Raw genomic sequence first — 17370 nt, 5'->3', positions numbered from 1 at the left:
ACTACACAATCTCTTATTTTTCAACCTTTCTTTCTAAGGGGGGAAGTTGTGGAAAATGAGAGTTCTTTTTTAGAAGATAATACATATTCAGGAGTTGACCTCATGTTTTTTTTCTTAAATTTAATAGGAATTTTTGTTGTGATTGGTCTAGTATTTTTATGTTCACCAAATAAAAGAAATGTTAAGTGGAGATCTATCATTGTTTTAGCAATTGTTGAAGTGATTATTACTTGGTTTATGTTAGGAACTAAGTTTGGGGCATGGACAATTAATTTAATTGCGTCCTTCTTTTCTTTTTTAGTCTCAAGTGCATATCAAGGAATTTCATTTGCATTCCCTTCTGCAATGTCCATTCCACATGTAGACTTTTTCTTTGCAGCTCTAATGCCTATAATTTTCATTATTACATTCTTTGATATTTTAACGTATTTTGGGATTTTAACTTGGATCATTGATAAAGTTGGTTGGGTTATTTCAAAAATATCAGGATTGCCAAAATTGGAGAGCTTTTTTTCGATTCAGATGATGTTTCTAGGAAATACCGAAGCTTTAGCGGTTATCCGTCAACAGTTAGCAGTTTTGAAAGAAAATCGTCTTTTAACGTTTGGTATTATGGGGATGAGCAGTATTAGTGGTTCAATCATAGGAGCATATTTAACAATGGTCCCTGCTAAATACGTGTTTGCTGCTATTCCATTAAATTGTTTAAATGCACTATTATTAGCAAGCATGTTAAATCCTATATTTGTTAGTAAAGAAGCTGATATCGTCTATATTCCTTCTAAAGAGGAAAAGAGAGATTTCTTTTCTACGATTTCAAATAGTATGATCGTTGGAATCAACATGGTTATTGTAATAGTGGCAATGGTAATAGGATATGTGGCGTTAACTGCCTGTCTAAATGGAATTTTAGAGTTTTTTGTGAAGGGACTTACGATTCAAAAAATATTCTCAGTTATTTTTAGCCCTTTTGCTTATTTACTTGGGCTAACTGGTCATGATGCAGCATATGTTGCTCAATTAATGGGAATTAAATTGGCAACTAATGAATTCGTTGCGATGATGGATTTAAAAGGACGGCTCAATGGACTAGCACCACATACAGTTGCTGTTGCTACTACATTTTTAACTTCATTTGCTAACTTTAGTACAGTCGGTATGATTTATGGTACATTTAGTTCCATTTTAGGTGGAGATAAATCTGCGATCATTGGTAGGAATGTATGGAGATTATTAGTAAGTGGAATTGCTGTTTCGTTATTAAGTGCTATGCTTGTTGGGTTGTTTGTTTGGTAATTATGCTAGCAGTACTTCAAATTGGAGTATTGCTAGCTTTTTTTAATAAGCTCTTTTGTTTAAGATATTTTTTTTTGGATTTTTCTAATAAAGTTCCAGATAATGAAACTTTAAGAAGGTTCAATTCGTCTAACCTATAATTAATAAAAAGGGGAGTGAATAAGTTACATGAAAAAAATTTCTATTTTTATTCTGTTAGTCAGTTTCGCTTTAGGATTATTTGTGTTTAAACCTTCAACTACTTTTGCGTGTTCTTGTGTAAAACCACAAGGTGTGAAGGAAGAATTAACACGTTCTGATCAGGTATTCAGTGGGAAGGTTCTTAGTATTAAGAATGAGAAAGGTTCAAAGGTCATTTTATTTAAAGTCAATCAAACTTGGAAGGGATCAAAAGTAACAAAAATTAAAATTACAACAGGTTTAGGTGGAGGAGATTGTGGTTATCCTTTTCAAAAAAATCATGATTACCTTGTCTATGCTAACAAATCCGATATGTATGGAAAGAAAGAATTAGTTTCCGTAATTTGCAGTCGAACAAATGATTTAGCTTCAGCTAAAGAAGACTTAGCAAAACTTGGTAAAGGGCTTAAGTGATTAATATTATTTTATGTAGCCCAGTCTTTAAGTAAGATTTATTTATACTCACATAGAAAAGATAGTAAGGATGTACATCCCTACTATCTTTTTAATTTTGTATTAAATAAATACACCGCACACATCAAAACAAAGTGTTATGTGCGGTGATTGTACCAATTTTCTATAAGAGAAGAAAATTTCATTAATAATTCATAGATATTTTTAAGAATACACACAATTTTTTCACAAATCATTCACAAATGCTCGATATACTCGAAGACGTGTTAATTTTTCAGTTCATTCGAATGGTATCGAAATACGTAAGTTTGTGAGAGGTGATTTTATTGTGTCTATTCAAGCTCAAGAATTACATCAGAGCGTCTTAGAAGATGATTTAAAAGGAAATAATACAAAAGCTACATCACTTTATCGGGCAGTTTGGCGTTGGCACTTTTACGCTGGGATTATTTTTGCTCCATTTATCATTATGTTATCGATTTCTGGAATCATCTATTTATTCAAGCCTCAAATAGAAAATATGATATATAAAGATTATTATTTTGTTCACTCGGGGCAAGAGAAACTAGCAGTAGAAAAACAAATAGAAATTGTAAAAGAAAAATATTCCAAAGCTACTATTGGAGACTATAAGCCTTCTTTTGAGAAGAATCGTTCGTCAGAAATTGGAATATTGAACAATGGTGTAAAAGAGACAATTTTTATGAATCCATATAATGGTCAAATTCTTGGCGGATTATCAGAAGACGATAAGATATTTAACAAAATCAGGGATTTTCATGGGAAATTAATGGTTGGAAAACTTGGCGATCGTATTGTTGAAATGTCAGCATGTTGGGCTATTATTCTATTATTAACGGGATTATATTTATGGTTCCCACGAACTAAAGATAAAATTATGGGGACAATCGTCCCAAGGTTAAATAAAGGGAAACGTATTTTTCTTCGTGATTTACATTCTGTTCCAGCTTTTTGGTTCTCCATTTTTATTGCACTCTTTATTTTAACAGGAATTCCTTGGTCCGGATTATCTGGAGATTACATTAATCGATTTGCAACTGCAACGCATACTGGCTATCCAACAGGTCTTTGGGATGGTAATGTACCTAAATCAGTTGTACCAACTAAGAATATTGCAAAAGTACCTTGGGCAGCAGAGAATTTACCTGTCCCTAAGTCAAAACAAACATCTGCAAGTCCACTACCTGTAGAGAATATTATTAATATTGTAGACAAGAAGAATGTTGAAAAGGGATATAAAATAACATTTCCTCAAGGAAAAGAAGGCGTTTATACAGTTGCTGTATTCCCCGATGAACCAAAAAAGGAAGCGACTTTACATATTGATCAATACAGCGGTAAAGTGTTAGCTGATCTACGATTTGCAGATTACGGTTCTTTAGCAAAAGCTATTGAAATTGGAGTTGCACTTCATGAAGGTCATTACTTTGGTCTCGCAAACCAATTATTGGACTGCCTTATTTGTTTAGTGTTAATTGGTGTTTGTTTGACAGGTGTATATATGTGGTGGATGCGTAAACCAAAAGGTAAATTAGGTGCTCCATCTTTACCAAAGGACTTTAAATTATTAAAAAGTGTAGCAATTTTAATTATTATACTTGGCATTGTATTTCCTTTAGTTGGAATATCTTTATTAGCTGCTTTAATATTGGATTGGTTAGTAATAAAACGAATCCAACCAATTAAACAATGGATTGGCTAAATGATTATTTCATTCATTGATTAAATGAAACGGAGTCAAAATATGAAAAATAAACTAACAGGAATGATTATTATTGGAGCTATTCTATTAGGTGGAATCGTGTATTATCAAACCCATCATAAGAGTGGAAATAAATTACCTTGCTGTGATCCGAAAAATCCGCATCATTAATTAATAATAGGGGACTCACTTTTGTGAGTTCTATTTTTTTGCTTATTTCTAGAAGGTTGTTGTTATTAAAAAGATTTTTATAGATTTCGATACTTCAATTAGAGGTATCGTTTTTTATTTCGTTAAGAAGGTATTTTAAAACGACATATCGAAAAGAAGGATTAAAATAGGAATAAGATGATGGAGGCAATAAAAAATGCGTAATGAACAAGAAATGATGGACTTGATCATAAATAAAGCCATTCAGGACGATAGAATTCGTGCTGTTATTATGAATGGTTCTCGTACAAATCCAAATGTAAAAAAAGATATTTTTCAAGATTATGATATTGTCTATATTGTAAAGGATATTGATTCTTTTACTTCTGATCATAGTTGGGTAGATATTTTTGGTGAGCGGATTATGATGCAGATGCCTGAGGATAAAATGCTACCTCCTGCTGATCAATCTGGACATTTTATTTACCTTATGCAGTTTACTGATGGAAATCGAATCGATCTTAACTTGATTCCATTAGAGAAAATGGTTGATTTACTGAAACCAGATAGTCTAAGTAGATTGCTTTTGGATAAAGATAATTTAATTGGAACACTTCCTCCTTCAAATGATTGTGATTACCATATAAAAAGACCATCTGAAAAGGAATTTCTAGATACTTGTAATGAGTTTTGGTGGATTTGTATGAATATTAGTAAAGGCATTTGGCGAGAGGAACTACCTTATGCCATGTTTATGTATGAACAAATTAATCGCAATGTTTTGATTCGAATGATTGAATGGTCGATCGGAATTGATACAAACTTTGCAAAAAGTGCAGGTAAGCTCGGTAAATACTTTAAAGATTTTCTTGAAAAAGATGAGTGGAATGAATTTTTGGCAACATATTCTGATTCAAATTATGAGAACTTATGGAATTCACTTTTCAAAATGTGTGACCTGTTTCGAAAAAATGCAATCAAAGTAGCTAATCACTTTGATTTTAACTATCGATATGACGAAGATAAAAATGTAACTAACTATCTGAAACAAGTAAGAAACCTCCCAAAGAATGCAACTGAAATATGTTAATTAAGATGGTATATCTTTTTTTAAAACCCCTGAATTAGTAATCTAACTATTCAGGGGTTTTTAAGTTACGATCATATTTGACAACTGGCCATTTCTCTTTTCTTAATGCATGCATCAGCTCTGGTCCAACATGTAAGTGATCCTGTACAAGCTCTTTTGGGGTCAGCGCCATCCATTGGTTCAATGATACGTCAGTAAATCGATTACTTTTAAACATTTCTAAAAACCATAGGCTTTCATTACCTGTATTTTGTATATAGTGTCCCATCGCAAATGGCACATATCCTACATCACCTGCTCTGTAATTAAAAGTTCGAGCCGAGCCACTTGCAGCGAATACGGTCATGCGTCCAGTTCCCGTAAGATAATATTGCCATTCATCGTTATTTGGATGCCAATGCATTTCTCTCATTCCACCGGGCTTAATTTCTACCAGTGCAGCAGCAATTGTAGTTGAAATCGGAAAGTTGGTAGAATCAACTATTCGAACTGTTCCTCCGGGAGTTACAATCGGCTTTTGTGCAAGAAGTTTATATGTGAAACTCTTTGGCACAGTACCATAAGGGTCTGATACTTTTTGACTTTCTAAAGATCCAGGGACATTTGCTTGGAACATATATCTCTGATTGTTTGGAATATGGGAAAAGGCACTTTCAGGTACACCGAAATTACTTGCTAAAATGTCCTTTGGAGTATGCGCAAACCAATCGGTAATTGAAAAGGTACTAAGATCGGAGAAGTCCCCATCATCGAAGACCAGTATAAATTCGCACCCTTCCTCCAACCCTTGAATTGAGTGGGGAATTCCAGATGGAAAGAACCACAAATCCCCTTCACCAACATCGGCAATAAAGTTACGCCCATTCTGATCGACAGAGGTGAGTCGTGCACGCCCATATAACACGTATGCCCATTCTGATTGCTTATGCCAATGTAACTCACGTACACCACCTGGAGTTAACCGCATATTCACACCGGCAATCGTTTTTGAGATTGGCAGCTCTCTTGCTGTTACTTCCCGTGACCACCCTCCATGATAAAGCTGCATATGAGTGTCCGAAAATGAGAACTTTAAATTTGGAATTGTACCAGCATCTGTTATTGGTGGAATAAACATATCAGGATTTTCAAGATCTCTCATGGCATCACGAGGACCATAATCTGTAGCACCAGCACCGTCCTCACGAATCGGTTGTGGAACATTTTCGAACGAAGGTGGATTTCTAGAATCATTCATCATAAGTTCTACTCCTTTCGCAGGAAATTCCTTTATAAACTTATGATGGGGAAATCAAAAAAATATCAATTTCTATAAAACGGAATAGAAGGATTAGAAAAAGGGCTTACTCAAGTCCTTTCCAAAAAGTTTCATTATTTAATTGTCTTACGCTCCAATTATAATGACCATCACTGCATGTTTCAGAGAAAAAATTTGCTGAATAAATACTATAAAATAGAACGTATAGATAAAGTGTACTTCTAGTCTCTTCACCTAATGCTGTTATTATTAAATCTAGATATCTATTTAACACGTTATCCCCTAGCTTGTCATACATATCAAATAATACCCAACTTAATGCAACATCAAATAAGTAATCCCCGTACATTGTCATCAGTCCGAAGTCGATTACTCCATTTATCTTTCCATCCTCGCTAACAAGTAAATTACCAGGATAAAAGTCACCATGGATAAGGAAATTGTCCCCCGTGTACTCGGAAGATAAGATTCGAATTAACCGATCAAACTTATTTTGGTAATTTAAAACATCCTTTGAAAGATAGTCTTTCACTTCATCTTGTTTATTAATTAGATATTGTTTTAGAAAGTAATTCCAATCCTTCTGCTGAGAAGGAGGTAAATCATAATCATTCAATAACTTATATCCTTCAAATTTAGGATCAAATTGGATTGACTGAATTTGTAGAATGACAGATAGATAGTTTTTCAAAAAAGCATTTAATCTTTCATCATCATATTGAGATAAGGCTTTTTGAATATTTTTTCCTTCAATTCGTTTTTCAATGGTTATGATTCTGCCACTTTCCTCAATAATTTGCTCTATATGAGGTAACTTAAAGCTAATTCCATGTGGTTTGATTGATTCATAAAATTGTTTTAAAAGCTGTAGCTTTGTTAACGTAGCTTTCGGATTATATATTTTTAATACTTTATCATTCTCGTAAAGATATACTTCGGCTTCCATTCCCTTGCCAAGAAAAGCTGATTCTTCTATTTTATATTTTTTCAAAATGTCAGATTGAACATTTTTTTTAACCATTATTTGATCTCCATTATTCAAATATTTTTTGTATCTACTATGTTTCAATATAATGGCCAACATTTCCTTCTTCAATTTATTTGAGGACAGGAAGGAGCCTCTAAATTTTATTAGTTTTCATTATGCCGTTGTCAATTTTGCATAGATGATAAAAAACAAAGTTAATTCCAACATTATAATAATATTGGGAACTACTATTACTAAATTTGATATAAAAAAGGCTCCTAAAATTCCTAAAAATAATCCTAAGTGATAAATTTTCAAACGATGTTGTTCATACCTGTATTGATGAAAAATTATAGTAGTTGATATGAAGTAAACGAATACAGAACTGAATACAAAAATTAAGATAAATAAATAGTGAATCTGATGTAAAAATATTAATTTAATAGAGGCTGCGATCATACTTAAAGACAGTAGAATAAATAAATGACCGTATATAACAGATTGTCCCACTCTCTGAACTGACTTATTTACCTTCTTATCTACATTATCAAAATACTGCCACCACATCGATATAATAAGGATAAATGAAGTGATTGAAAATAAAATTGAATTCCAATCACCTTTTTGTGGATGAAGCACAAAAAGTGTGCTAACGACAGATTCTCCGAAAAGGATTAATGTTAAGGATGCAAATCGTTCGATTAAATGGGAAGTATTTGCAGGAAATTTAGCCAAATATTTACGACCTAAAATAGGTACAATCATATCAACAATAATTCCTATATACAATACAGCGTATCGAATCCAAGAGTTAAAAGAGATAGAGAAAAGTGAGATACCGATTCCAATCCAAAAGCAAGTTCCTAAAAAGATAGCAACCTTTTTTCTATCTCCATCTTCGTTGTTCTGAACCACAAGATATTGAATGGCTGTTAGTGCTCTTATTCCAATGTATCCAATAAGAAAAGATAGATAGTATTGATCAAAATCAATCGATAAGCTAGATGTCATAACTAGTACAAATAACATTTGAAGAATGATAAAGATACGTTGATGCAAAAAATCTTTTCCAAAACGGTTGATAAACATGGTTTGTCCAGTCCATGCCCACCATATTGGGATAAGCATTAGAACAAACTTTATAAAATATTCTTGAGGTATCGATCCTTTTTGAACATGAAGTAAAACGTTAGTTGTTGTTGAAACTGCAGCAACAAATAGCAAGTCATAAAAAAGTTCTATCCACGTAACCTTTTTATCTTCCATTTTTGGAACTCCTTTCCATCACTATTTAGATTATAGTATGATGAAAATGTATTTCAAACAAGGAGGAGGGAATTTGTATGACAAAAACGATTGGCCTTATTTGCGGTAGTTTAAGAAAAAATTCTTATAATCGAATCATAGCTCAAGCATTGATAGATATGGATGATTTCATTAAATTTCGTTGGATTGAGATAAAAGATCTTCCTTTATTTAATGAAGATTTAGAACTAGGCGGTGATCCGGTAACGGTCAGTTCGTTTAAGTCAGAAATTCAAGACGTTGACGGTATTATTATCGTAAGCCCAGAGTACAATGCTGGAATTCCAGGAGTGTTAAAAAATGCCTTGGACTGGGCATCAAGACCGTCAAAGGATTCTGCTCTTAATAGAAAACCAGTTGGCCTAATCGGAGCTACTCCAGGAGGTTTAGGTACTGCTTTTTCTCAATTGCAAACAAGACAAATACTAGAGGCCATGCAAGTGCATGTTCTTCCGTTTCAAAAAGTACTAATTTCGCAAGTGCATGAAAAGATTGACTTCGATCAGAAGGTACTTACTGATGAAAAAACAAAACGATATCTTCAGCGTTACCTACAACAATTTATTCATTGGATTGATCATATACCTAATTTAGATTAACCAAAGCATACTAAATATCATCAATAATCACTTTGATGATGTTTTTTCCTTTTGAAATACTCGTGGCATTTTAAAGAGTTTAATCTTGAAATTTCTCTTGATGATAATAATAAAATTAAATTTAATAGATTTAATTTTGATGGCCCTGTAATCATTGGATAAAAAGATTGGAGCTGAAATGATCTTGAAGATAAGGAACATTACATTGCAAAAGTTAACTATGGCGTATAGAGATGAAGGAGTTGGAAAGCCAATTGTTTTGCTTCACGGTTTTTGTGGAAGTCATCAATATTGGGAAAAAGTAATTCCCGAATTGTCAAAAGAATATCGAGTTATAGCACCGGATCTTCCGGGGCATGGAAATTCAACCTCTATGAATGAGCGATATTCAATTGAAGGTATGGCGGCCATTATTAAAGAGCTATTAGATGAGTTGAAAATAAAGGATGTGAACATGTTTGGACACTCCTTAGGAGGTTATATCACTCTTGCGTTTGCGGAAAGATACGGTAACCAATTGAATAGTTTCTCACTTATCCACTCAACTGCTTTTCCAGATTCAGAAGAAGCTAAAAAGGGCAGAGAGGCTAATATAGATAAAGTGAAACATCAGGGAATTCATACTCTAATAGACGGATTGGTACCTAATCTGTTTTCTCCAGACAATTTGAATAAACATGCTGATGACGTTGATGTAACAAAAAAAATTGGTTATTTAACTTCTCATGAAGGTGCCATTGGTTCATTAAAAGCAATGAAAGATCGTCCAGATCGAAATAACATTCTTGAGAACACTACACTGCCTGTTCTTTTACTTGCTGGAGATCATGATCAGGTTATTCCTTATGAAAAAACGTTTTCTGTTACGAAAGAAAACATTAAACATTCTTTACTAAAAAACGCGGGTCATATGAGTATGTTTGAATCACATGAACAGCTGATTTCTGAATTAAAAGCTTTTTTAAATAGGAGTGAAATTCTATGAATAATGATTACAAACGTTATGTAGGGAAACAGATAGATGTCATTTTCCATACTGAAAAATGCGCTCATTCAGCAAGATGTGTGAGAGGATTACCAACCGTTTTTGATACAAATAAGAAGCCTTGGGTTAACACAGATGGAGAAGAGGCTGACAAAATTGCAGAAGTGATCGATCAATGCCCAAGTGGTGCATTGGAATATATAAGAAAAGATAAGGAGGAAATAGAATGATTGATATTAAAAAAGATACAAACTCTTTTTATGTAGGAGAACAAAATAAAAAGGATGCAGAAATTCATTATGTTCCGACTGGTGAGGATAAAATTATTGTAGATCATACATTTGTTTCAGAAAGTCTTAGAGGGCAAAAAGTCGGAGAAGCATTAGTCAAGAGAATAGTAGAGTTTGCTCGTGAAGAAGGAAAAATCATTATCCCTTTATGTACTTTTGCGAAGAGTCAAATTGAACGTAATAGAGATTATCATGACATTTTAGCAAAATGATTAAGTGAAACTGTGAAACTTCCATCAGTGAAAGATTATCTCAACAAGAATTGGGCCATCTATTACAAGAAGCTAATGCTGATGTCCATGTTCATTGGGAAAATAATGGTCATCAATTATCAGGTAGTGAAATCAATCAAGCAAGCACATGGTTCTAAGAACAATTCCCTAATATTAAATAATATCTTCTAGGTTAGTAGCTCAACCGATATATATAAGCCTAACTTCTTTATAATACTGAGAAATTAGGCTTTTGTTTTTTATAAGGCTCTTTACTAAAAGATTTTTGTTTTTAAAAAGATTTTATTAAAGCAAACTGATGATAAAAAAGTTGATTTCCGCCCCACTCCAAGCGAGCATCCCTACGTTCCAATCAACTTATCTTATCTCATTCTGTCATTCATTCTTAGTCCATTTTCATATTCCAAATTTCACTAAATAAGTTAATCCCTCATGATTCTCCTCGAGTATTTTCTCAAAACATTTTTCTTTGTATGATTTCTATGCTAATAATAAATAGGTAGAGTAAACATATAAAATATATATCCATTTGCGAGGTAGAAACATGTCAAAAAAAGAAAGAAAATCAAAATATCTGGCAAAGATTTCACTAGGCGTTATGACAGTGGGATTTTTAGCAAGTTTACCTTTCCAAGACTCATTTATTGGTCGATTACTTCAAGGTGGATTTGAGGCAGGATTAGTAGGGGGATTGGCAGATTGGTTTGCAGTTACAGCTCTATTTAGACATCCATTAGGGATTCCAATTCCACATACAGCTTTACTTCCTAAGAACCGTGATCGAATGATTAGAGGCCTTATTTCAATGCTTGAAAATGATTGGCTAACGAAAGAAAGTATTCGAGGGAAAATCAAACAAATTAACTTTTCAGATATGCTGATGAATTTTGCTTATAAAGAACTACATTCATCTACTTTTAAAAAAGGGATAGCATCTATTCTTAAGCAAATAATTAATAATGTTGATATCGAAAAAGTAGCTCCTATTATTGAGAAAGAGCTAAAAGCAAAATTAAACAAAGTAGATGTTACTGCGATTTTACAACCAGTTATTCATCAAACCATTTCAAAAAAAGTTGATGAGAGAGCCTTAGACTATCTGCTGAATGAGACTGGGAAATGGATGGTAACAGAGGAAGCAAAATTAAAGATGGGGACAATAGCAAAACAATTGCTTGATAACATTGAAGCAGATGGTTTTATGAAGTTTGCTATTAATTCATTTGTTAACTTGTTAAATGAAGAAAAAATCGGATCAATCCTACAATCATTCTTCCTTAGTCGAATTAGCATGATGCAAAGAAGTGATAATGAATTTAGGGAACTACTCCTTACTAGAATTCGTAAAGAGTTAGAATCAATTCAAGATCGTGAAGAATTGATAGCTGAACTAAATCAATGGAAGAATTCTTTTATAAACGATTGGAATCCAAGTGTTCAAATTACTGACATGCTGAAGCAACTTCAGAATAAATTATTATTACTGATTGAGGATGAAGCTTTTATTGAACAACACGTGATATCTTTTATTAAAAACTTCCTAGATCATTTGAATAGTGATCCTGTTAAAATGGAAAACATTGAAAATTGGGTTCAAAATCAAATTGTTTATTTAATAGAACAAAATCACTCTAAAATTGGCGAGCTTGTAAAAGAAAATCTTGAAAAGCTAGATAATGAAACACTGATCAATATGATGGAAAATAATGTAGGTAAAGATTTGCAATGGATTCGTGTAAATGGGGCAATTTGCGGATTTATAATTGGCCTCATCTTAACGATTTTTAAAGTTCTAATATAAGAAGAATTAAAAAGGATCTTCAAAAAAATTTGAAGATCCTTTTTAAGGTTGATATTGGTTATTTTATTTATCAACTGTGCATTTACTAAAGCTAGGAGTGGAGTTACTTTCTGGAAAAAGCTTCTTTAATTTTCTTACTGTGATACTATACTTAATTCGAGTGGCTTCTAACTCCATAATGGCTACATCAACATATTCTGGTTCAGCATGTTTAAAATTTATTTCTTTGAAATCAAGCTGTTCTTTTAATTGTTTCAACTCTTCATTTAAAGACTCCGCAAGTGAGCTCTGTTCGCTAACGTTATCTTTTCTAAAACGTTTGAAAAAAGATTGAAAGACTTTTTTAGGTTTTTTGGAAGAAGTTTTCTCTTGAATCATTACAGAATTTTGCATTTTGATTTATCCTCCTTGAATATAGATAAAATCTATTCGGTGAAAATTCTAAACTTGTCCAAAACTTTGCATCTCATAACCTTCTTGGAATTTCTATGTAACTTTCTCCAGTTTGATTTGAATTAATAGTCTTCCCTATATTTCTATTAAAATAAAATCTATTTAATGCCTATTTTGATACAAAAAGAAAGGGATTTATTTGAAAATAATAGAAACAAGTAACTATAGATTTTAATCAAATATTGATTAGAATGGGTTGAAATCCAATTGTGTGAACAAGGAAATTTTAGTTGTGGAAGGAAGACAAATCTTGAAAGTAATATGTATTATGTTGGCAATGATATTGATGGAAGCAATATTAAGAAAAATTTTTAAAATAAAATATAAGAATTTTTGGGGGAAATATGAATCTTATAATAAAAATTTTGAGAGAATGAAGGAATTTGCATTTTACATATTTTTTTTAGTAGTTTTATGTGATTTTTATTTCCACTCTCTAGCAGATGCATATCTTTTACCTTACATATTTGCTGCATTAGTTTGGTTATTAAGAGGAATCGACTATTGGATATATAGCAGACCTGGAAAGGGGTATGTTTTAAGTTGGTTATGTTCGGGGACTGTCTGTTTTATTTTGATATTTAAATATTTCGGTTGAAGTAAAGGGTTTTATGATTTTAGGATGTTTAAAGTTTAGAAATATAAATGAATTACATAAAAAGAGGAAGAGGGAGGGGCATTCTTAATGATATTACTCTGCGTTGCGGCTGCTTATTTGGTATGTGATTTACTATTAAGAAAAATATTAAATGTAAAAAATAAAGGGTTTATTGGGAAAGATGAACGTCATAATAAAATATACCCAATCATTGAAAAATGGGCAGTCATCCTATTTTTATTAGTAGTTTTAAGTGATCTATTTTTCCATTTTTTATCAATACCATATTTTCTAGTATGGATATTGTTTGCATTTATTTGGTCATTAAGAGGCATTGAAGAGTGGAAATATAACAGAGATGAAAAGGAATATATTTTTAATTGGTTAACTTCAGGTACCTTTTTTATCATTTTTATGTTAGAAGTTGTAGGGGTTAATGTAGCAAAATTTTAAATTGGTAGACATGGATAAGTTTGGTAATATAAATAATGTACATAAGAAAATTAAAGGAGGAAGAATGATGAGTAAGTTTGGGTTGTATGGAAAATTTACTGCACTAGAAGGTAAACGTGATACATTAGTTGAAATATTGCTAGAAGCGGCCAAGTCTATGGAAAACTTGGATGATTGTGAGATCTATACGATCAATGTGTCCGACAATGACCCTGATAGTGTGTTTGTTTATGAGGTATGGAGTAGTCAAAGTGCTCATCAAGAATCTCTGACCTTAGAATCAACTAAAACATTAATTCAACGAGCTAAGCCAATTATTGCAGGGATGGAAATGATTAATAAGTTGATTCCAAAAGGTGGAAAAGGTGTTTCATTAGTTGGATCAAATGAACTGAAAAAATAAAGCGCCTAGTAACTAAAGATGAATAGATATGAATAAGCGAGATACTATTTCTAGAAATGGTATCTCGTTTTCTATGTCTCCGTATGACCATAAAGGAATATTCATAAAATTGGTGAATATAAACAAAAAGAGAACCTTAGTAAAAAAAATTATTTGATGGGAGATAGATTATGAATACATTAGCAAATGATAAGCTAATTGAAACAAGGAACCATCTATTAAACGAGATTAATTTACTAAGTTATGATGAATTTAATAAAAAACCGAATAGTAATGAATGGAGTATTGCGCAAATTTGTCATCACCTATATTTAGTAGAATCCAAGTTTACACAAGCTATTGAATATGGTCTGAAAAAAATTGATGGTCATGAGACAGAACGGAAAAATATTTATGTAGTATCGGATAAAACGGTAAAACTTAATGCTCCTGATATGGTAAAACCAGATGTAGAGCCATTTGAAGTTCAGAAAATTATTGAGTTGTTAAGCAATTCCAGAAATAGTTTAATGACTGTTCTAAGTAATGTAGAAGATTCTTCTGTCTTAAGTGAAAAATCAGCGAAACATCCATTTTTCGGAGAATTACCTATAGATCAATGGATAGATTTAGTATCTATACATGAGCAGCGACATATAGAGCAAATTAAAGATATAAAATTGAGGATTGCTACAAGTAACTAAGATTCAAGGTAGCATTTTTATGGTGTGATGGATTAATAATACTATGTAAGGATCTTCTAAAATCGAAGGTCCTTTTTTAGTTTAAATAATCACTTGTAAGTAATAGAATCACATCCTTAAGAGGGAAAAACCAGTTTATGACGAATTTCATTATAATTAGTCGATTGTTTAAATTAGTAATTAATAAAGGTTGTTTTTGAGATTATTAAATTTAAAGACAGAAGTTGATTCGGGCGGAAGGTGCGAGACTCCTGTGGGAATAGCGGGAAGGCTGAGACCCCACAGGCTTGCCGAGGAGGCTCAGCTCACGCCCCAAGGAAAGGGAGCATCCCGGAGTTGTAATCAACTAACGCATTCTAAAATAGCACAATGTATACGAAAACAGCCTTTATAAATAGTTTATAACTTATATACAAGAAGGTGTTTAATATGGAAAAATACAAAATTATTTTATTTGATTTAGATGGCACACTTTCCGATCCAAAAATCGGTATTACAAAATCTGTTCAATATGCCCTACAGAAAATGGGGATTGTTGAGCCTGATCTTGATAAACTTGACTGTTTTATCGGTCCACCTTTACAGGATTCGTTTGCTGAATACTATGCTTTTGATGAAAAACAATCTACAAAAGCGATAGAGTTTTATAGAGAAAGATTCAAGGAAAAAGGAATGTATGAGAATGTATTATATGAGGGTATACCATCTCTATTAAATTTATTAAAAGAAAATCATTTTACGTTAGTAGTTGCAACTTCAAAGCCTACTATATTCTCTGAAAAAATACTAAACTATTTTAAGATTGATCAGTATTTCGATTTGGTTGTTGGAAGTAATCTTGATGGAACGAGATCATCTAAAACAGAAATTATCCAATACATACTAGATGAGTATAAGGATCATATGAAAGATGAGTTTATTATGATTGGAGATCGTAAACATGATATCATTGGTGCGGAAAATACTGGAATTGACTCGATTGGAGTAACTTATGGATACGGTTCATTGGATGAGTTAAATCGTTCAAATCCTACTTATATTGTTAATAATCTAGAGGAATTGGTTAGCATTTTCATTGCGAGTCAAGTTAAGTAAATGAAAATCGGTCAATACAAAGCACAAAATGACAGGATTTATTTCATGGTCAATATTAGTATGTAAGTAAGGAGTGAGCGATATGGGATGGGTTGAATCTTTACAAAAGGCAATAGATTATATGGAAGAGAATTTACTAGAAGATATTACGATTGAAAGTATAGCCAAACAAGCAAATGCCTCAGTATTTCACTTCCAACGTACATTTACAATCTTAACTGACTTATCTATTGCTGAATATCTACGAAACAGACGTCTAACTCTTGCGGCCGAAGAGTTATCTACTACTGATCACAAAATTATTGATCTTGCCTATAAATATGGCTACGAAACTCCCGAAGCATTTTCAAAAGCATTTCGTAAGCAGCATGGGGTGACACCTAGTGAGGCACGAAAAAATATTGGAAAGCTAAAATCTTATAATCGCCTGATGATTCAGGTCAATCTGAAAGGGGTAGAACCAATGAAATACAAAATTGTTGAAAGAGAAAGTTTTAAAGTAGTAGGGATTAAGCGTGAGTTTTCATTAGTTAACGGAGAAAATCAAATAGGTATTCCGAAATTATGGGATGAAGTGAATGCGAATGGAACATCCGATGTATTATTTAAGGTAAACAATGGTCAAATTAAAGGTGTACTTGGCGTATGTGTTGATAAACGAGGTACTCATTCTGGACAAATGATGGATTACTGGGTAGCAACAGAGGTTGAAGGTGATACGCCTAAAGAATTACTAAGTCTTGAAATTCCTGCAGCAAAGTGGGCTGTTTTTGAAGTTCATGGAGCTATGCCTGATGCTATGCAAAAAGCGTGGAAACAAATTTTCACAGAATGGTTTCCATCAAGTAAGTATGAACATGCTCACGGTCCTGAATTAGAGGTCTATTCAGATGAAGATCCATTTAGTCCAGATTTATATTCTGAAATTTGGATTCCTATTAAATAAACTAAAATATTTGATAGTTATTTTCCCATTTGGATGGTTCACATCTAGGTGGGTTTTCTTGTGTTTTTTTGTACGAATGTACTAAAATTTATATATGAGTACATAATTTTCGATAGGTCTACTTCAAAGTAATGCAATCATGTGAGGGGGATAAAAATGTTTTCATATGAGGTAATTTGCTATAGTTGTAGAAAAAAGTATAAAGTTATTGAAGGAACTACTCAATATAAACAGTTCAAGGAAAATAAGAATACGGTATTTTGTTGTGAAGATTGTAATCATAAAATACGTCTTGATGCTATTAAAAACTTTTTTAGATATAGAGGATGAATCACTTATAGGGTGATACATATTAGATATGACTAATATGTATCACCCTTATTTTTAAAATTTTTTACGAATTATGTCATGATAATTTGAAAAATAGTGATATAGGAATTCAGAGGTT

General features: G+C 32.4%; 21 protein-coding genes. 17 read left to right on the top strand and 4 right to left on the bottom strand.

Features of this window, described 5'->3' with window-relative positions; translation table 11 throughout:
* Positions 1-102: 102 nt before the first annotated feature.
* The 5 genes from J5Y03_RS08820 (at position 103) to J5Y03_RS08805 (ending at position 4853) form a co-directional block, all read left to right on the top strand.
* Positions 103-1296, top strand: a complete 1194-nt coding sequence (locus J5Y03_RS08820) for a nucleoside transporter C-terminal domain-containing protein (protein WP_209405279.1) — start codon at positions 103-105, stop codon at positions 1294-1296.
* Between the two features lie 168 nt (positions 1297-1464).
* A complete protein-coding gene (locus J5Y03_RS08815; RefSeq protein ID WP_209404701.1) occupies positions 1465-1890 on the top strand; it encodes a hypothetical protein in 426 nt (141 codons plus the stop codon).
* A gap of 328 nt (positions 1891-2218) precedes the next feature.
* A complete protein-coding gene (locus J5Y03_RS08810; RefSeq protein WP_209404699.1) occupies positions 2219-3613 on the top strand; it encodes a PepSY-associated TM helix domain-containing protein in 1395 nt (464 codons plus the stop codon).
* 42 nt (positions 3614-3655) lie between these two features.
* Positions 3656-3784, top strand: a complete 129-nt coding sequence (locus tag J5Y03_RS20000; protein WP_280849826.1) for a hypothetical protein — start codon at positions 3656-3658, stop codon at positions 3782-3784.
* A 196-nt stretch (positions 3785-3980) separates the two neighbouring features.
* Positions 3981-4853 carry an aminoglycoside 6-adenylyltransferase gene (locus J5Y03_RS08805; protein WP_209404697.1) on the top strand — a complete coding sequence of 291 codons (873 nt, stop codon included), beginning with the start codon at positions 3981-3983 and terminating at the stop codon, positions 4851-4853.
* Between the two features lie 46 nt (positions 4854-4899).
* On the opposite strand, the gene J5Y03_RS08800 is transcribed toward J5Y03_RS08805, so the two are convergent.
* The 3 genes from J5Y03_RS08800 to J5Y03_RS08790 all read right to left on the bottom strand — a co-directional run bounded on the left by J5Y03_RS08800 (position 4900) and on the right by J5Y03_RS08790 (position 8344).
* Entirely contained in the window at positions 4900-6093 is a 1194-nt protein-coding gene (locus J5Y03_RS08800) for an oxalate decarboxylase family bicupin (protein WP_209404695.1), read from the bottom strand.
* 103 nt (positions 6094-6196) lie between these two features.
* Positions 6197-7132, bottom strand: a complete 936-nt coding sequence (locus J5Y03_RS08795; protein ID WP_209404693.1) for an aminoglycoside phosphotransferase family protein — start codon at positions 7130-7132, stop codon at positions 6197-6199.
* A gap of 120 nt (positions 7133-7252) precedes the next feature.
* Positions 7253-8344 carry a low temperature requirement protein A gene (locus J5Y03_RS08790; protein ID WP_209404691.1) on the bottom strand — a complete coding sequence of 364 codons (1092 nt, stop codon included), beginning with the start codon at positions 8342-8344 and terminating at the stop codon, positions 7253-7255.
* Positions 8345-8421: 77 nt separating this feature from the next.
* Between J5Y03_RS08790 and J5Y03_RS08785 the strand changes: the two genes are divergently transcribed.
* The 5 genes from J5Y03_RS08785 (at position 8422) to J5Y03_RS08765 (ending at position 12291) form a co-directional block, all read left to right on the top strand.
* Positions 8422-8982: an NADPH-dependent FMN reductase gene (locus tag J5Y03_RS08785; protein WP_209404689.1), complete on the top strand. Its 561-nt coding sequence runs from the start codon at positions 8422-8424 to the stop codon at positions 8980-8982.
* A gap of 178 nt (positions 8983-9160) precedes the next feature.
* Complete coding sequence (locus J5Y03_RS08780) at positions 9161-9967, top strand: alpha/beta fold hydrolase (RefSeq protein ID WP_209404687.1); 807 nt, start codon at positions 9161-9163, stop codon at positions 9965-9967.
* Positions 9964-10197 carry a (4Fe-4S)-binding protein gene (locus J5Y03_RS08775; RefSeq protein WP_209404685.1) on the top strand — a complete coding sequence of 78 codons (234 nt, stop codon included), beginning with the start codon at positions 9964-9966 and terminating at the stop codon, positions 10195-10197. The genes J5Y03_RS08780 and J5Y03_RS08775 overlap by 4 nt, the downstream gene beginning before the upstream one ends.
* Entirely contained in the window at positions 10194-10469 is a 276-nt protein-coding gene (locus J5Y03_RS08770) for a GNAT family N-acetyltransferase (protein WP_209404683.1), read from the top strand. Before J5Y03_RS08775 ends, J5Y03_RS08770 begins: the two co-directional genes overlap by 4 nt.
* Before the next feature lie 565 nt (positions 10470-11034).
* Positions 11035-12291, top strand: coding sequence for a DUF445 domain-containing protein (locus J5Y03_RS08765; protein WP_209404681.1), 1257 nt, complete (start codon positions 11035-11037; stop codon positions 12289-12291).
* A gap of 63 nt (positions 12292-12354) precedes the next feature.
* Here J5Y03_RS08765 and J5Y03_RS08760 read toward each other — a convergent pair whose 3' ends face one another.
* Entirely contained in the window at positions 12355-12684 is a 330-nt protein-coding gene (locus J5Y03_RS08760) for a glycosyltransferase family protein (protein ID WP_209404679.1), read from the bottom strand.
* A gap of 292 nt (positions 12685-12976) precedes the next feature.
* On the opposite strand from J5Y03_RS08760, the gene J5Y03_RS08755 reads away from it, so the two are divergent.
* The 7 genes from J5Y03_RS08755 (at position 12977) to J5Y03_RS19820 (ending at position 17252) form a co-directional block, all read left to right on the top strand.
* Positions 12977-13342, top strand: coding sequence for a DUF4181 domain-containing protein (locus tag J5Y03_RS08755; RefSeq protein ID WP_209404677.1), 366 nt, complete (start codon positions 12977-12979; stop codon positions 13340-13342).
* An 87-nt stretch (positions 13343-13429) separates the two neighbouring features.
* Positions 13430-13795: a DUF4181 domain-containing protein gene (locus J5Y03_RS08750; protein WP_209404675.1), complete on the top strand. Its 366-nt coding sequence runs from the start codon at positions 13430-13432 to the stop codon at positions 13793-13795.
* A 67-nt stretch (positions 13796-13862) separates the two neighbouring features.
* Positions 13863-14198, top strand: a complete 336-nt coding sequence (locus J5Y03_RS08745; protein WP_209404673.1) for a putative quinol monooxygenase — start codon at positions 13863-13865, stop codon at positions 14196-14198.
* A gap of 170 nt (positions 14199-14368) precedes the next feature.
* A complete protein-coding gene (locus J5Y03_RS08740) occupies positions 14369-14881 on the top strand; it encodes a DinB family protein (protein WP_209404671.1) in 513 nt (170 codons plus the stop codon).
* A gap of 429 nt (positions 14882-15310) precedes the next feature.
* Positions 15311-15976 (top strand): HAD family hydrolase, encoded by a 666-nt coding sequence (locus J5Y03_RS08735; RefSeq protein ID WP_209404669.1) that lies wholly within the window; start codon positions 15311-15313, stop codon positions 15974-15976.
* An 82-nt stretch (positions 15977-16058) separates the two neighbouring features.
* Positions 16059-16922: an AraC family transcriptional regulator gene (locus tag J5Y03_RS08730; protein ID WP_209404667.1), complete on the top strand. Its 864-nt coding sequence runs from the start codon at positions 16059-16061 to the stop codon at positions 16920-16922.
* A gap of 156 nt (positions 16923-17078) precedes the next feature.
* Positions 17079-17252, top strand: a complete 174-nt coding sequence (locus J5Y03_RS19820) for a DUF2197 domain-containing protein (protein ID WP_245208829.1) — start codon at positions 17079-17081, stop codon at positions 17250-17252.
* The last annotated feature ends 118 nt before the right edge of the window (positions 17253-17370 follow it).

It is taken from the genome of Gottfriedia endophytica, from assembly GCF_017814275.1.
In the GTDB taxonomy this organism is placed as follows: domain Bacteria; phylum Bacillota; class Bacilli; order Bacillales; family Bacillaceae_G; genus Gottfriedia; species Gottfriedia endophytica.
Note: the sequence above shows the minus strand (reverse complement) of the source record. Positions and strands in the feature narration are given on the sequence as shown.

Coding starts and splice junctions, on each gene's coding strand:
- J5Y03_RS08820 (WP_209405279.1), top strand. CDS start 103: ATGTTTTTTTTCTTAAATTTAATAGGAATTTTTGTTGTGATTGGTCTA.
- J5Y03_RS08815 (WP_209404701.1), top strand. CDS start 1,465: ATGAAAAAAATTTCTATTTTTATTCTGTTAGTCAGTTTCGCTTTAGGA.
- J5Y03_RS20000 (WP_280849826.1), top strand. CDS start 3,656: ATGAAAAATAAACTAACAGGAATGATTATTATTGGAGCTATTCTATTA.
- J5Y03_RS08805 (WP_209404697.1), top strand. CDS start 3,981: ATGCGTAATGAACAAGAAATGATGGACTTGATCATAAATAAAGCCATT.
- J5Y03_RS08800 (WP_209404695.1), bottom strand. CDS start 6,093: ATGATGAATGATTCTAGAAATCCACCTTCGTTCGAAAATGTTCCACAA.
- J5Y03_RS08795 (WP_209404693.1), bottom strand. CDS start 7,132: ATGGTTAAAAAAAATGTTCAATCTGACATTTTGAAAAAATATAAAATA.
- J5Y03_RS08790 (WP_209404691.1), bottom strand. CDS start 8,344: ATGGAAGATAAAAAGGTTACGTGGATAGAACTTTTTTATGACTTGCTA.
- J5Y03_RS08785 (WP_209404689.1), top strand. CDS start 8,422: ATGACAAAAACGATTGGCCTTATTTGCGGTAGTTTAAGAAAAAATTCT.
- J5Y03_RS08780 (WP_209404687.1), top strand. CDS start 9,161: ATGATCTTGAAGATAAGGAACATTACATTGCAAAAGTTAACTATGGCG.
- J5Y03_RS08775 (WP_209404685.1), top strand. CDS start 9,964: ATGAATAATGATTACAAACGTTATGTAGGGAAACAGATAGATGTCATT.
- J5Y03_RS08770 (WP_209404683.1), top strand. CDS start 10,194: ATGATTGATATTAAAAAAGATACAAACTCTTTTTATGTAGGAGAACAA.
- J5Y03_RS08765 (WP_209404681.1), top strand. CDS start 11,035: ATGTCAAAAAAAGAAAGAAAATCAAAATATCTGGCAAAGATTTCACTA.
- J5Y03_RS08760 (WP_209404679.1), bottom strand. CDS start 12,684: ATGCAAAATTCTGTAATGATTCAAGAGAAAACTTCTTCCAAAAAACCT.
- J5Y03_RS08750 (WP_209404675.1), top strand. CDS start 13,430: ATGATATTACTCTGCGTTGCGGCTGCTTATTTGGTATGTGATTTACTA.
- J5Y03_RS08745 (WP_209404673.1), top strand. CDS start 13,863: ATGAGTAAGTTTGGGTTGTATGGAAAATTTACTGCACTAGAAGGTAAA.
- J5Y03_RS08740 (WP_209404671.1), top strand. CDS start 14,369: ATGAATACATTAGCAAATGATAAGCTAATTGAAACAAGGAACCATCTA.
- J5Y03_RS08735 (WP_209404669.1), top strand. CDS start 15,311: ATGGAAAAATACAAAATTATTTTATTTGATTTAGATGGCACACTTTCC.
- J5Y03_RS08730 (WP_209404667.1), top strand. CDS start 16,059: ATGGGATGGGTTGAATCTTTACAAAAGGCAATAGATTATATGGAAGAG.
- J5Y03_RS19820 (WP_245208829.1), top strand. CDS start 17,079: ATGTTTTCATATGAGGTAATTTGCTATAGTTGTAGAAAAAAGTATAAA.